This window comes from Embleya scabrispora DSM 41855, from assembly GCF_000372745.1.
Taxonomy (GTDB): Bacteria; Actinomycetota; Actinomycetes; order Streptomycetales; family Streptomycetaceae; genus Embleya; species Embleya scabrispora.
This window is the reverse complement of the sequence record NZ_KB889697.1, coordinates 31028-45488: the sequence shown is the minus strand read 5'-3', so window position 1 is coordinate 45488 and position 14461 is coordinate 31028. Positions and strand designations below refer to the sequence as shown.

Here is a 14461-nt window from a genome sequence, read left to right as displayed (position 1 = left end):
CACTTGATGAGTATGAACAGCGTGAACGCCGACGGGCAGCCCGCACCCGCGAGGCCCGCCGGCGAGCCGCCGACGGTTCCGCAGGGGGTGCCGACGGCCGGGCCACCACCGTCGTTCGCCCCGCGCCATGCGGCGATCCCGGCGGCCACTCAGGATCGGACCCGGCAGTTCACCGCCGACGTCGGTGCCCTGAAACTGCGTGCGCCCAAGAGCATGCTCGACACCCAGCTGATGTGGCTGGGCGTGGGGCTGATGCTGGTCGGGATCGTCATGGGCATCGGCGCCTACTTCATGTCGCACGGCACGACGCTGATCCTGACCCAGAACGACGCGATCACGTTGGGTCTGTCGGCGATCCCGGTCTCGCTGCTCGGGTTCGCCCTCTTCATCCGCTACTCGCTGTCCACGTTCATGCGGTTCTGGCTGGCCCGGCTGATCGCCGCCCAGCAGACACCGCAGGCCGCCCCGGCGGTCGCGGGGCCGGGCACGGACGCCACGGCGGTGTTGCCCACCACCCCGGCGGGGCACTGAGACACATTCCGGAACGAGGACTCCTCAACGGGCCGCGCGCGGTGTCATCCTGAACGGGACGGACGCCGCGTGCAGCACCCGTGGAGGGCAGCGACGACATGAGCGACAACCCGCGACCGGCGGACCCCGGTCCGACCGACAACCCCGTCGTCCGGGACGGAAAGCGCCTTCGTCTCGTCACGGCGGTGTGGGCCGTGCTCATGGCGGTCGCGGTGGTGATGATCATTTTGATGTTGCGCAGCTAGTGCCGTGCTCGGAAAGCCGTTTCCGGTCGCGTGCGCGAGTGACGTGAGTGTGGCCGGCCTCCGTGCGGAGGCCGGCCACACCCGTGTCGGGGTCGCTCAGATCGCCGGCGGCAGGTCCACCAGCGTGCCCAGCGTGGCCCGGTGCCGATCCGAGGTGCCCAGCAGCAGCGCCGACGCCATCGCCCGCTTGAGGTACAGGTGCGCCGGGTGCTCCCACGTGAAGCCGATCCCGCCGTGCATCTGCACACACTCCTCCGCCGCGCGCACCGCCACGTCGCCGCAGTACGCCTTCGCCAGCGCGGTGGCCACCGGCGCGTCCGCCGAGTCCTCGGCCAGACACGCCGCCGCGTAGCGTGCCGCCGCCCGGGCCGCGGCGATGTCCGACCACAGGTCGGCCGCGCGATGCCGCAGCGCCTGGAAGGACCCGATCGGCCGGCCGAACTGGTGCCGGACCTTCAGGTACGCCACCGCCTCCGCCAACGCCTGCTCGGCCACGCCCAGCTGCTCCGAGGCCGACAGCGCCGCACCCTGGCGCAGCGCGTGCCCCAGGGCGGCCTCCGCGTGCTCCGGCCCGGCCAGCACCCGGCCGCGGACCTGATCCAGCGTCAACTCGCCCACCGGGCGGGTCGCGTCCAACGAGGTCACCGCGCGCCGGGACAGATTCGCCGCGTCGCCCGCCACCAGGGCCAGCTGCGGCTCGCCGGCCACGACCACCGGAACCACCAGCAACTCGGCCCGATCCGCGGCCAATACCCCGGTCACCGCGCCGGTCAGCACCAGGTCGTCCGCGTCCCGGGCACCCGTCACCGACAGCGGGAAGCTCGCCCCCGGCCACGTGCTCGCGGTCACCGCCAGGGTCGCGGTCCGGGTGCCGTCCGCGAGTGCGCGCAGCGCCGCGTCGCGCGCCTCGCCCGCCGGGCAGGCCAGCAGCGCCGACGTGGCCAGCACCGCGCTGGCCAGGAACGGCACCGGCGCCACCGCGCGGCCCAACTCCTCCAGCGCCACCGCGACCTCCCGCGGCCCGGCCCCGGCCCCACCGAACTCCTCCGGGATCAACAGCCCGGCCAGGCCCAGCTCGGCCGCGACCGCCTTCCACAGACCCTCGTCGTACGCCTCCTCGGTGTCGATTCGCGCCAGCACCTCGTGCCACGCGCACCGATCCCGCAGCAGCTCGCGCAGCGTCGCGCGCAGGTCCTCCTCGACCTCGCCGTACAGCAGCGAGGGGATACCGGGTTCGCTCACCGGGGCATCTCCTTCCACGGCACCTTGGTGTCGGTACGCGGCTCGCGCGGCAAATCCAGCACCCGGTCCGCGATCACGTTGCGCAGCACCTCGGACGTGCCGCCCTCGATCGAATTGCCCTTGGCCCGCAGGTAGTAGTAACCCGGCACCCGCGCGCCGAGCGCGGCCTGCCCCAACTCGCTGCGGCGCATCGCCCATTCGTCGTAGCCGAGCCCCTCCTCGCCGGCCAGCTCCAGCCACAACCGGGTGACGTCCTGGTTGAGCCGGGCATAGGCGATCTTGGCCGCCGACCCCTCCGGGCCCGGCGTACCGGCGGCGAGCTGCTGGCGGATGCGCTCGTTGCCCAACCGGGCCACCTCGCACTCCACCCAGGCCCGCAGCAGCCGGTCGTGCAGCCCGGGGGTGCGCAGCTCCGGCCGGTCGCGCCACATCCGCGCCACCGCGCCGATCGCGTCCGCCTCGCGTGCGGTCGCCGCGCCGCCGATGGCGACCCGCTCGTTCATCAGCGTCGTGTTCGACACCGCCCAGCCCTGGCCCACCTCGCCCACGCGGTGCGTGTCCGGGATCCGCACGTCGGTCAGGAACACCTCGTTGAACTCCGCCTGCCCGGTGGCCTGGCGCAGCGGCCGCACCTCGACGCCGGGTGAGGTCATGTCCAGGAAGAAGTAGGTCAGCCCCTGGTGCTTGGGCAGGTCCGGGTCGGTGCGGGCGAGCAGCATCGCCCAGCGCGCCTTGTGTGCGAGCGAGGTCCACACCTTCTGGCCGTTGACGATCCAGTCGCCGTCACCCTCGCGTACCGCGCGGGTGGCCAGGCCCGCCAGGTCCGACCCCGCGCCGGGCTCGCTGAAGAGCTGACACCAGATCTCCTCGCCGGTCCACAGCGGGCGCAACAACTCGGCCCGCAGTTGTGCACTGCCGTGCGCGGCGATGGTGGGCGCGCCCATCCCCAGGCCGATCGGATTGCGGTACCCACCGGCCGCCTTCGCGCCGGCCGCGATCAACGCGCTCTCGATCACCTGCTGCAACGCCCGCGAGGCGCCCAGACCGCCGCACCCGACCGGGAAGTGCACCCAGGCCAGGCCCGCGTCGAACCGGTGCCCCAGGAACTCGACCGAGGACATCGTGGTCGGATCGTGCGCCGCGACCAGTTCCGCCACCCGGCGCCGGATCTCCGCCGCGTCGATCGCCTCCGCACCCGACCCGTCGGCAAGGTCGCGGACCGGCTCGCGGGTGGGTCGGTCGGTCGGCTCGCCGGTGGGCCCGCTGTCGGTATCGCTCACGTCGCCCCGCTCTCGCACAAGAGGTGCCTCCGTCCTCCGTCGTGACGCCCTGTTCATCGACCTCGACCAACTGTCGACAACCGGGCCACCTGGATGCTAAGTGCTGAACTCACCGGTAGGAAGCCCGTGCCCGGGCCCCCAACCGGTGCCCCCAGGCGATATGTTCATCTCCCGTGTGAGCGAGTACACGCACGGACTCCAAGCCGGGACCTTCCGGGTTTCCGCGCGTCGCAGGGGGTGCTGTACAGCCATGACCGCCGAAGAACTCGAGGCGGGTCTCGCCGCCGAACTCGCCGCGGACGGGGAGTCGGTCACCGAAGCACTGGACACCTGGTCGGTGCGAACCCCGATGCGGGTCTTCATCCACTACGGCGAGCACGGCTTGGACCTGAGTTACGCCGAGGCCAAGCGGGCCACCGACACGATCGCCGGCAACCTGGCCCGGGCGGGCATCCGGCGCGGCGACCGGGTCGCGGTGCACTGCCGCAGCGCGTATGCCGCGGCGCTGTGGATGTTCGGCATCTGGAAGGCCGGCGCGGTGTACTGCCCGGTGGACCCGGACGCGATCGGCGATGTGCTGGTCGAACAACTCGAGGCCGGCCAACCGGTACTCGTGGTCACCGAACGCGCGCTGGTGCACGCGTTGGAGGCGGTCCGGCCGTACCTGAACCGGCTGCCGCGGCTGACTGTGCACGACGCGGTCGGGCCCCGGCCGCCGCACGGCTACCCGGAGATCGCCTACGCCAACTTCCTTGCCCGCGCGGTGCCGCCGGCCGTGGCGATCGATCCGGGCGACGTCGGGATGATCGTGCACACCGCCGGGGTGACCGGCCGGCCCAAGGCCGCCGTGTTGCCGCACCGTTGGCTGGCCTCGTACACGCTGCTGCTGCGCCGGCTCACCACGCCCGACGACGTGGTGCACGTGGACCTGCCGCTGCACTCGGTCCAGGGCGCGTTCGCGGGGGTGGTCCGAGCCGCCTGGGCGGGCGCCGGGGTGTCGTTGTGGGACCGGTTCCACCCGGTCGACTTCTGGCGCCGCGTGGTGTCGGCGGGAGCCACCGGCGCGGTGCTCACCGAGACGATGGTGGGCTGGCTCTCCGGCGCGCCCGAGTCGCGAGGCGAGCGCGAGAACCCGCTGAGCACGGTGCTCATGCAACCGCTGCCGCCGACCCATCGCGCGTTCGCGCGCCGGTACGGGATCGACACCGTGGTCGCCGGCTACGGGCAGGTCGAGACCGGCCTGCCGATCGCGGCCGTCCTGGTCGGCCTGGACCCGAGCGAGGCCACACCGCCGGCGCTGCGCCGCGGTCTGGCGCCGGCGGCGGTCGCGAAGGCGTGTGCCCGATTGGGCGTGCCGGTGCTCGACGGGGCCCGGATCGTGCGCAAGGGCTGTCTGGGCGCGCCGTTGCCGTTCGCCCGGGTGGCGATCCTGGACGAGCACGACCGGCCGGTGCCGCGCGGCGTGGTCGGGCACCTGGCGATCCGACCGCACCTGCCGGGGCTGTTGGCGCAGGAGTACGTGGACGACCCGGTGAGCACCGCGGAAGCCACCCGCAACCTGTGGTTCCACACCGGCGACGCGGCGGTGTTCGACGAAGAGGACGGGCTGCTGCACTTCGTCGATCGGGTCGTGGACCGGATCCGGATCCGCGGCGAGAACGTGTCGGCCTACCACATCGAGGACCTGGTCAACCAGCATCCCGACATCGCGGTCGGCGCGGTCTTCGGGGTGCCCGCCGACCGGGAGGACGAGGACGAGGTGGTCCTGTACGCCGAGCCCGAGCCGGGCCACCCGCTCGACCCCGACGAACTACGCGCGTGGTGCGCGCAGTCGCTGCCCGCGTACATGCGGCCGGCGCACGTGCGGATCGTCGCGCGGATGCCTCGCACGCCGAACGGGCGGGTGGAGAAGTATCGGCTGCGCCGGCACTTCCTGGGCCTGACGGATCGTCCGGGCCCGGTGGTGCGGGGTGTGCCGGTGCCGCCCCCGATGCCTTCGACGCGGTCGGCGCCGGCTCTGGCACTGTCCCCGGTGCGGTCCGCGCTGCCACCGTCGTTGCCGCCGGGGACGCGACGCTGACCGGGGCGCGGGATCGGTGCGCTCCTCGGGTGCCGGCCGTCGATCGTGCGGATGGCCGATCGGGCGCGCGCACGGCCGACGAGGCGGATAGCTGATCATGCGGATATGTCGCTTTCCAAGGGGAAGGCGTACCACGCACGCGATTCTGCGGGCGTGGGCAGATCCGAGGAGCGGCACCCATGGACAGCACGAAGGGCGTCACGGGACCGACCGCCGAATCCGGCGCGGGGCGGCATCGGCGCAGCGGTAGGGGATTCGGTTTCGGATTGCTGGTCGTGCTCGGCACGGTCCTGGCGCTCGGCGGGGTCGTCGGCCTGGTCTACACGGGCGTCGCCACGCTGACCACGATGGTGCTGTTCGGCTGGCTGTTGCTGATCGGCGGCGTGGTCGGCCTCGTACAGGCCGTCCAGGCGCGCAAGGAGAACGCCTTCTGGCTCGTGGTCGCGGTCTCCGCGCTCAACATCGCGGCGGGTGTGGTGCTGCTGCGCCGGCCCGAGGTGGCGGCCGAGGCACTCACCCTGTTCGTGGCCCTGTTGCTGCTCGGCGCGGGCATGTTCCGCGTCGTGGGCGGCGTCGCGAGCATGTCCGCCAAGATGATCTGGACGATCGTGGTCGGCGTGATCGACTTGGTCCTGGGCCTGTTGGTGCTGGCCGAGTGGCCCAGCAACAGCCGCTACGCGATCGGCACGTTCATCTCGCTGGCCCTGCTCTTCGACGGACTCAGCCTGGTCAGCCTGGGCCTGACGGGCCGTCGCATCGTCGGCATGGTCCGCGAGGCCGAGGTCCCGGATGAAGCCCCCCACGACACGACCTCCACGACCGAGTGGAAGGCGCAACAAGAACCCACCAGGGAAGGCACCTTCAAGGGCCCGGACACGATGACCAAGCCCGGGGACGACGAGCGATAGATCGCGAACGGCGACGTCCGGGCCGAGCGGTCGCCCTGATCGACGAACGAACACCCCTTCGACGCCGCACGCCTTTCAACGCCGAACACCGGGCGGGCGATGAACAGCCCGTCCGGCGTTCGAGGACACTCGGCCCGTCCGGCGCGTGAGGACAAGCAGCCCGTCCGGCGTTCGAGGACGCCCGCTCCGGCAGTGGCCGATCTCGCGCCGACAGCCCCCGAGATCGCGGGTCTACCTCGCCTCGACACCCGCACGAGTTCGGCTCATCAACAGCGCCGGCAGGAACGCCAGGGCCATGAAGCCCACCGCCCACCAGTACGTCCCCTGGAACGCATCAGCCAACCGAGGCCCGATCTCCCCCACCGCCGCCGGCGACATCGTGTGCAGCTCACCGAGCCCACCCGCCCCCTGCCCGGCCGGCAGGCCGTCCCGCATCGCACCGGCCAACAGCACCGACATCAGCGCCCCGCCGATCGCAGCCGCGACCTGCTGGATGATGGTCAAGGCGGTTCCGGCGACCGCGACCTGCTCGTGCGACATGGTGCGCAGCGCCGAGGCGGTGGTCGGCATCAGCGTCATGCCGACCCCGATGCCCGTCACCGACATGCAGGACATCAGCACCCAGTACGGCGTGTCTGCGGCGACCTGCGTGGTGAAGGCGAGGAAGCCGGAGACGGCGACCACGATCCCGACCCGCACGATCCGTCCCGGCGCGATCCGGTCGCTGAGCCGGCTCGCGATCTGCATGGACACCGCGGTGAACAGGGCCTGCGGCGCGCCCAACATGCCGGAGGCGGTGGCGCTCTCGCCGCGTACCAGTTGGTAGTACAACGGGGCCAACATCATCGAGCCGAAGTACGCGCAGACGAACAGCACCGTGGTGCCCGCGGCGGCCACGAACGGGCGGCTGCGGAACAACCGCAGGTCGATCAGCGCGTGCTCGACCCGCAACGCCCGGACCACGAAGCCGATCACCAACAGCGCGCCCAGTGCGGCCGGGACCACCGCCCCGGGGGAGCCGAAGTCGCCCTTCTCCCCGCCGGTGGCCAGGCCGTAGATCAGCAGCGCCAGACCGGGGGAGAGCATCAGCAGCCCGGGCACGTCCAGCGGCTCGGCCGGCTGCGGGGCATCGCGCGGGAAGACCCTGGCGGCCAGGGCCAGTGCGACGGCGCCGATCGGCACGTTGATGAAGAAGATCCAGCGCCACGAGACGTCGTCCACCAGCCACCCGCCCAGGATCGGGCCGACCAGCGGGCCGATCAGGATCGGAATGCCCAGGACGGCCATCGTGCGGCCCATCCGGCTCGGATCGGACGCGCGGGCCAGGATGGTCATCCCGACCGGCATGATCAGCCCGCCGCCGAGCCCCTGTAGGACCCGGAAGACGATCAGCGACTCGGCCGACCAGGCAAGCCCGGCCGCAACGGAGCCGGCCGCGAAGGTGCCGATCGAGAACATGTACAGGCGCTTGGTGCCGAACCGGCCCATTGCCCACGCGGCCACCGGGATGACGGTGGCCAGGGCCAACGTGTAGCCCGTCGCGACCCATTGGATGGTGGCCAGCGGTGCGTCGAAGTCCTGCGCGAGGTGGTTGAGCGCGACGTTGACGACGGTGACGTCGAGTACGGACATCACCGAGCCGAGGACGACCACGACGGCGATCATCGCGACGCCGCGGGAAGGGGCGGGGGCGGTGGCCGCGGGAGTGCTCGCGGCCGAGGCGGCAATCGATGCCATCACGGGCTCCTGGCGTTCGGCGGGGGAATGGCTGCGGCTGCTTCGGAAGCCGGCGTTCAGACGCCGTACGGCCGGCGCACGCGCGTCGACCGGGTGGCCTCGCTCCACCAGGCGAGCTGATCGAGCATCACCTTGGCGGCGGCCTCGGTGCCCGCGACGTCGACCGGCTGCCCCTCGGCATCGAATTTCTCCCAGGCCATCGGGAAGGCGAGCCCGTCCCGGGTGGTGACCATGTGCTGCTCGGCGAAGACCAGGCGCAGTTGCTCGACCGCGCGCAGGCCACCGGAGATACCGCCGTAGGACACGAAGCCGACCGGCTTGCCCTGCCACTCGCCGCGGAACAGGTCGATCATGTTCTTCAGCCCGGCCGGGAAGCTGTGGTTGTACTCGGGCGTGACCACCACGAACGCGTCCGCGGCGGCCAGCCGAGCGCCCACCGCGGCGACCACGGCGGCGGGTTCGCTGCCCATCGGAGCCCACACATCGGGCAGCCGGTCGTGCGCCAGGTCGATGATGTCCACCTCGAAGTCCCCGTGCCGCTCGGCCGCGGCGGCGAACCAGTTGGACACGACGGGGGCGAAGCGCCCTTCGCGGGTGCTGCCGACGATGACGGCCAGCCGGAAGGCGCCGGTGTTCGTGTCGGTGTTCGCGTCGATGCTCGTGTGCGTGGCGGTGCTCATGGATTCCCCCAGGAAGAGAAGCGCGAACTGTGCGGTGCGGCCCCGGAAGTGCTTCCTTCGAGTGCCTGGTGAAGACGTTAGAAGTTGAAGTCGACTTGAGGTCAAGCCCAGTCGTCGCCCCACCCGGATCGAGCCCGTCCGCCCCGGGTGCCCGTCTTCGCGCGAGCGCTTCGGTTGTCGGGTGGATCAGCGAGCGTGCCGAGCCGCTTCGGTGGGGCCGCCGAGAGCGGTGAGGGTGATGACCATGGTGAGGGCGACCGCGCCGGCGCACAGCATGACCGTCGACGACGACGTGGCGTCCACGACGGCTCCGCCCAGGAGCGCGCCGGTGGCGAGGGTGAGTTGGAAGGACGACGTGAAGACGACCATGGCCGCCTCCTGAGCCTGCGGGGCGGAGCGGACGAACCAGGTCTGGGAGCATGCGGGCACGGCCCCGTAGGCCAGACCCCACACCACGAGCAGGCCGATCGCCCCCGCATCCCACCGACCCAGAAGGGGGAACAGCAGCGTGGCCGCGGCGATCAACACCGCACATGTGAGGAACGTCGCGCGCAGGCCGCGCGCCATGGTCGCGCCCGCGACGAAGTTGCCGACGATGCCGGCCACGCCGAAGGTCAGCAGGTAGGCGCCGATCAGCCCTCGGTCGACGTGGGTGATCTGCTCCAGGAAGGGGGTCACGTACGTGTAGGCGCCGAAGTGCGCGATCACGATCAGACAGGTCGCGGCGAGCCCGATCCGCACGTCGGCGCCGCGCAGCAGCTCACGCAACACCGCGGCACGGGTCACCTGGAGCGCCGGCAGCGGCGGCAGCAGTACGAACAGCGCGACGGACACGCCCAGCGCGAGCACGCCCATGACCGCGAACGAGGCGCGCCAGCCGATGTGTTCGCCCAGTTGGGTACCGGCCGGCAAGCCCAACACCGAACCGGCCGGCACGGCCGCGAAGACCACGGCGGTCGCCGTACCCACCGCCTTCGCACGCACCAACCGAGGCGCCAACCCCGCCCCGATCGACCAGAATCCGCCGATGGTGACCCCGACCAGCGACCGCGCCACCAGCACCACCCAGAACGCCGGGGACGCCGCCGCAAGGAAGTTCGCCACCGCCAGGAGCACGACCAGCGCGACCGACATGGTCCGTCGATCCAGCCGCCCGGTGGACACGGTCACCAACGGCGCACAGATCGCCGCCAGGAAGCCCGGCACGGTCATCAGCCACCCCGCCGTTCCGTCCGAGACACCGAAGTCGCTCCCGATCGGCGTCAACAACCCGATCGGCAGGATCTCGGTGGTCACGATCGCGAAGATCCCCAGCGACAGACACACGACGGCCGGCCAATACTGCCGGGATTCCTCTGCCTGCTCCTGCTCCTGTGCAGACGGGTCGGTCCGACCGGTCGTGTGCTCGTCGGATCCGGTGGTGACGGACATGACGTCCCTTTCGGCGATGTGGGTGAGACCCCGACAGCGGGGTGTCCCAGTACAACCACCGGCACCCCATCGGGTCTGGCGGTATCCCGCCGTCAACCCTTCCGCCACACCCTCGCCCCGGCCCGCTTCGGGCCTCGCCTCGTACGCGTCACCCCGCCCGGCGCAGGCGACGTGCGAGAAGCCCCATGCGCGGGCCGCCGACCTCCGCAGGGCGGCGGCTCGTACGACCGCCTCCACGACAACAGGCCCGCACCGTCGCCGAGTTGCCGACCATCGCCATGGCCGCCGATCGGCCCCGCGGGCGCAGCGGGGTCAAAACCGATCGGCGGCCACCGTGGCGGCCGGCCCTACAGGTCGGATGGGGTCAGCGAGTACAGCACGACGTCGACCCGGCCGGTGTGCAGGCGGCCGGCGTTGCGCAGGATGCCCTCTCGGTGGAGGCCGGCCTTGATCGCCGTCTTGCGCGAGGGGATGTTCCCGACGGCGGCCTTGAGTTCGAGGCGTTCGAAGCCCTGCTCGGTCAGCAGCCAGCGGCCGAGCGCATGGGTGGCCCGAGCGGCGATTCCGCGTCCGCGCGCCCAGGGGGCGATCCAATAGCCCACCTCGCTGACCAGTTCCTGCCAGTCGGTCCGCTTGAGCCCGACGGCGCCGAGCAGCCGCCCGTCGGCCGGGTCGGAGATCGCGAAGTGGATGCCGTCGCCGGACTCGCGCAGGGTGTGCGCCGTTTTCGTACACCAATCGACGGACGTCTCAAGGGTGTACGGGCGGGGCAGCGGTATCCATCGTTGGATCACCTCGTCCGCGCAGGCGGTTCGGGTGTCTTCGACATCGTCGGCGGTGAACGGCCGGAGTGTGATCGGGCCCGCATGCAGGTCACGTTCGGGAAAGACGTCGCTCACTGACAGGATTCGCCCCCTCGTATCAAGTCGAACGATTCTTCCGTCCCACCCGGCCACGACGTAAGTCCCACGCGCCGAATTCACCCACTGCGCCCAATCCCCAGGCCACACCGGGGGCGCGCGGCCGGATGGGACGAGTCGGGACAGCCGGATGAGTACGGCGTCGCCGGCGCCGGCCGCTGACTGGAGAAAGACGGCCAGGGCCGCGTAGTGACCCGTGGCCTAGTCGAGAGACTCGGCCCGCCTCCCAGATGAAAAGCGGATTAAGCCTCCGCGCGTTCGCCCCGCAAGCCGCGAAAGGTCACTTGCGGTCGAAAGTCGATGACACATGGTCACGTCGATCCGTGCGCATGCCGGTCGGTCGGGGCTGCGGAGCGACTTCGCCCAGGGCGAACAGGGATCGGGAGGGTGGGGGAACAAAGAGGGGCTCTTGTTTCTTGAGTCAGTGCAGCGCAACTTTTTCGACCGTGGCTACCTGAGGGGCATTACATGAGCGAGACCATCGGGACCCTGACCCTGCCGGTTCTTCCGCTGGACGACGTGGTCGTCCTCCCCGGCATGGTGGTCCCGCTCGAACTCGATGACGCGGAGACCCGTGCCGCCGTGGATGCCGCGCGGGCCGCCGCGGGGCGGTCCGGTGGACCCGGCATCCGTAGTGAGAGCAAGGCGCGGGTGCTGCTTGTTCCGCGCGACGACGGGCAGTACCCGGCGGTGGGTACGCTCGGCGTGATCGAGCAGGTCGGGCGGCTGCCCGGGGGTGAGTCGGTCGTGGTGGTGCGCGGCGAGGGCCGGGTGCGGATCGGCAGCGGTACCACCGGCCCCGGCGCGGCGCTGTGGGTCGAGGCGACCCGCGTGGCGGACGTCGAGGCGGACGAGCAGACCCACGAACTGGCCCGCGAGTACAAGGCCCTGGTCACCACCGTGCTGGGCAAGCGCGGCGCGTGGCAGGTGGTCGACCACGTCCAGGCCCTGGAGGACCCCAGTGACCTGGCGGACAACTCCGGCTACGCCCCGTACCTGACGCTCCAGCAGAAGATCGACGTGCTCCAGACCGTCGACGTCCGGGAGCGGCTGACCAAGGTCGTCGGCTGGACCCGGGACCACCTCGCCGAGTTGGACGTCGCCGAGACGATCCGCAAGGACGTCCAGGAGGGGATGGACAAGCAACAGCGCGAGTTCCTGCTCAAGCAGCAGCTGGCCGCGGTGCGCAAGGAGCTCAACGAGCTCAACGGCACCCCGGACAGCGAGGAGGAGGACTACCGCGCCCGGGTCGAGGCGGCGAACCTGCCGGAGAAGGTGCTGGCCGCCGCGCTCAAGGAGGTCGACAAGCTGGAGCACGCCTCCGACGCGTCGCCCGAGGGCGGGTGGATCCGTACCTGGCTGGACACCGTCCTGGAAATGCCGTGGAACGAGCGCAGCGAGGACGCGTACGACATCGCCGAGGCGCGCGCGATCCTGGACGCGGACCACTCCGGCCTGGTGGACGTCAAGGAGCGCATCGTCGAGTACCTGGCGGTTCGCAAGCGCCGTGAGGAGCGCGGGCTGGGTGTGGTCGGCGGTCGCCGCTCCGGCGCGGTGCTGGCCCTGGTCGGCCCGCCCGGCGTCGGCAAGACCTCGCTCGGCGAGTCGGTGGCCCGCGCGATGGGTCGCTCGTTCGTCCGGGTCGCGCTCGGCGGCGTGCGTGACGAGGCCGAGATCCGCGGTCACCGGCGCACCTACGTCGGCGCGCTGCCCGGCCGGATCGTCCGGGCGATCAAGGAGGCGGGCAGCATGAACCCCGTCGTCCTGCTCGACGAGATCGACAAGGTCGGCTCGGACTACCGGGGCGACCCGACCGCCGCCCTGCTCGAGGTGCTCGACCCGGCGCAGAACCACACCTTCCGCGACCACTACCTGGAGGTCGAACTCGACCTGTCCGACGTGGTGTTCCTGGCCACGGCCAACGTGCTCGAGACCATTCCCGAGCCGCTGCTGGACCGGATGGAACTGGTTCGCCTGGACGGCTACACCGAGGACGAGAAGGTCGTCATCGCCCGGGACCACCTGATCAAGCGTCAGTTGGACAAGGCGGGTCTGGACGACACCGAGGTGTCCTTCACCGAGGAGGCGCTGCGGCTGCTGGCGGGCGAGTACACCCGCGAGGCGGGCGTGCGCACCCTGGAGCGTTCGATCGCCCGTGTGCTGCGCAAGGTCGCGGCCAGGCAGGCACTGGACGCCGAGGCGCACCCGCTGCCGATCGCGGTGGACGCCGGCGACCTGCGCGACTACCTCGGCCGGCCCCGGCACACCCCGGAGTCGCTGCTGAGCAAGGCCGAGCAGCGCACGGCGGTGCCGGGAGTCGCCACCGGACTCGCGGTCACCGGCGCGGGCGGCGACGTGCTCTACATCGAGGCGTCGCTGGCGGACGCGGAGACGGGCGGTACGGGACTGACCCTGACCGGTCAACTCGGCGACGTGATGAAGGAGTCGGCGCAGATCGCGCTGTCCTACCTGCGCTCGCGCGGGGCGGAGCTGGAGGTGCCGGTGGGCGACCTCAAGGACCGCGGCGTGCACATCCACGTCCCGGCCGGAGCGGTCCCCAAGGACGGCCCGAGCGCCGGTGTCACGATGACGACCGCGCTGGTGTCGCTGCTGACCGGGCGGCCGGTCCGCTCGGACGTGGCGATGACCGGTGAGGTCTCGCTCACCGGTCGGGTACTCCCGATCGGCGGCGTCAAGCAGAAGCTGCTCGCCGCGGAGCGGGCCGGCGTCACCACGGTGCTGATCCCCAAGCGCAACGAGGCCGACCTGGACGACGTGCCCGAGGAGATCCTGAGCCGGCTCACCGTGCACGCGGTGGCCGACGTGCGCGAGGTGCTGGAACTGGCCCTGGAGCCGGCCAACGCCAAGCACGCCGTGGCCGCCTGACCCCACGCCGCCCACCCCCTGCCGCGCGAGCCGCCCACCCGGCGGCTCGCGCGGCATCTTTCGACCCGGAGCGGCAGACCCGGTCGGCGGCGAAGCCCGATCGCGCGGCCTGATCGAGAACGATTCGCGACCTACGGCCTTTGCGCGTCCGCCGATAGGCGGTCTTCTTGAGTACACGTACTCATGTGCGCAACACCCGTCCGGCCCAACACTGTTGCCATGACATCGCCGCTGCGCACCAACAACACCCATGGCTTCTTCGTCCAGGCCGCGCTGTCCTTCGGCGTGTCCGTGAGCGCGGTTCTGGTCGGCATCGTCTACCTCCCGGTGGACCGCTGGATCCGGGCCTTCCTCGGTCTCGGCGTGCTGTACGTCGTGACGTCCAGCATCACCGTCGCCAAGGTCGTCCGGGACCGCCAGGAAAGCGAGGCCGTGGTCAGCCGGGTCGACCAGGCGCGCCTGGAGAAGCTGCTGACCGACCACGACCTGTTCAAGAACGACCTGGTCTGACCCGGATTGCA

Annotated in this window: 12 protein-coding genes; 6 read left to right on the top strand and 6 right to left on the bottom strand. The window is 71.4% G+C overall.

What is annotated here, in order from left to right; translation table 11 throughout:
• Positions 1-6 precede the first annotated feature (6 nt).
• Both A3IC_RS63145 and A3IC_RS69115 read left to right on the top strand, forming a co-directional pair.
• Positions 7-531 (top strand): hypothetical protein, encoded by a 525-nt coding sequence (locus A3IC_RS63145; RefSeq protein WP_158696242.1) that lies wholly within the window; start codon positions 7-9, stop codon positions 529-531.
• A 98-nt stretch (positions 532-629) separates the two neighbouring features.
• Positions 630-776: a hypothetical protein gene (locus A3IC_RS69115; RefSeq protein ID WP_158696241.1), complete on the top strand. Its 147-nt coding sequence runs from the start codon at positions 630-632 to the stop codon at positions 774-776.
• A 96-nt stretch (positions 777-872) separates the two neighbouring features.
• Here A3IC_RS69115 and A3IC_RS0137370 read toward each other — a convergent pair whose 3' ends face one another.
• Positions 873-2018, bottom strand: coding sequence for an acyl-CoA dehydrogenase family protein (locus A3IC_RS0137370; RefSeq protein ID WP_020555195.1), 1146 nt, complete (start codon positions 2016-2018; stop codon positions 873-875).
• A complete protein-coding gene (locus A3IC_RS0137365) occupies positions 2015-3316 on the bottom strand; it encodes an acyl-CoA dehydrogenase family protein (RefSeq protein ID WP_020555194.1) in 1302 nt (433 codons plus the stop codon). The genes A3IC_RS0137370 and A3IC_RS0137365 overlap by 4 nt, the downstream gene beginning before the upstream one ends.
• A gap of 232 nt (positions 3317-3548) precedes the next feature.
• On the opposite strand from A3IC_RS0137365, the gene A3IC_RS58740 reads away from it, so the two are divergent.
• Together A3IC_RS58740 and A3IC_RS0137355 are read left to right on the top strand one after the other, a co-directional pair.
• Positions 3549-5378 carry an AMP-binding protein gene (locus A3IC_RS58740; RefSeq protein WP_020555193.1) on the top strand — a complete coding sequence of 610 codons (1830 nt, stop codon included), beginning with the start codon at positions 3549-3551 and terminating at the stop codon, positions 5376-5378.
• Between the two features lie 179 nt (positions 5379-5557).
• On the top strand, positions 5558-6286 hold the full coding sequence (locus A3IC_RS0137355; protein WP_020555192.1) for an HdeD family acid-resistance protein: 729 nt from the start codon (positions 5558-5560) through the stop codon (positions 6284-6286).
• Between the two features lie 231 nt (positions 6287-6517).
• On the opposite strand, the gene A3IC_RS0137350 is transcribed toward A3IC_RS0137355, so the two are convergent.
• The 4 genes from A3IC_RS0137350 to A3IC_RS0137335 all read right to left on the bottom strand — a co-directional run bounded on the left by A3IC_RS0137350 (position 6518) and on the right by A3IC_RS0137335 (position 11033).
• A complete protein-coding gene (locus tag A3IC_RS0137350) occupies positions 6518-8023 on the bottom strand; it encodes a DHA2 family efflux MFS transporter permease subunit (RefSeq protein WP_040877804.1) in 1506 nt (501 codons plus the stop codon).
• A 56-nt stretch (positions 8024-8079) separates the two neighbouring features.
• Positions 8080-8703, bottom strand: coding sequence for an NADPH-dependent FMN reductase (locus A3IC_RS0137345; RefSeq protein ID WP_020555190.1), 624 nt, complete (start codon positions 8701-8703; stop codon positions 8080-8082).
• Positions 8704-8889: 186 nt separating this feature from the next.
• On the bottom strand, positions 8890-10134 hold the full coding sequence (locus tag A3IC_RS0137340; protein ID WP_020555189.1) for an MFS transporter: 1245 nt from the start codon (positions 10132-10134) through the stop codon (positions 8890-8892).
• A gap of 347 nt (positions 10135-10481) precedes the next feature.
• Entirely contained in the window at positions 10482-11033 is a 552-nt protein-coding gene (locus A3IC_RS0137335) for a GNAT family N-acetyltransferase (RefSeq protein ID WP_020555188.1), read from the bottom strand.
• Positions 11034-11522: 489 nt separating this feature from the next.
• Here A3IC_RS0137335 and lon point away from each other — a divergent pair, with 489 nt between their 5' ends.
• A complete protein-coding gene (lon, locus tag A3IC_RS0137325) occupies positions 11523-13940 on the top strand; it encodes an endopeptidase La (protein WP_020555187.1) in 2418 nt (805 codons plus the stop codon).
• A gap of 183 nt (positions 13941-14123) precedes the next feature.
• Positions 14124-14450: a YiaA/YiaB family inner membrane protein gene (locus A3IC_RS0137320; protein WP_158696240.1), complete on the top strand. Its 327-nt coding sequence runs from the start codon at positions 14124-14126 to the stop codon at positions 14448-14450.
• Positions 14451-14461: the final 11 nt, after the last annotated feature.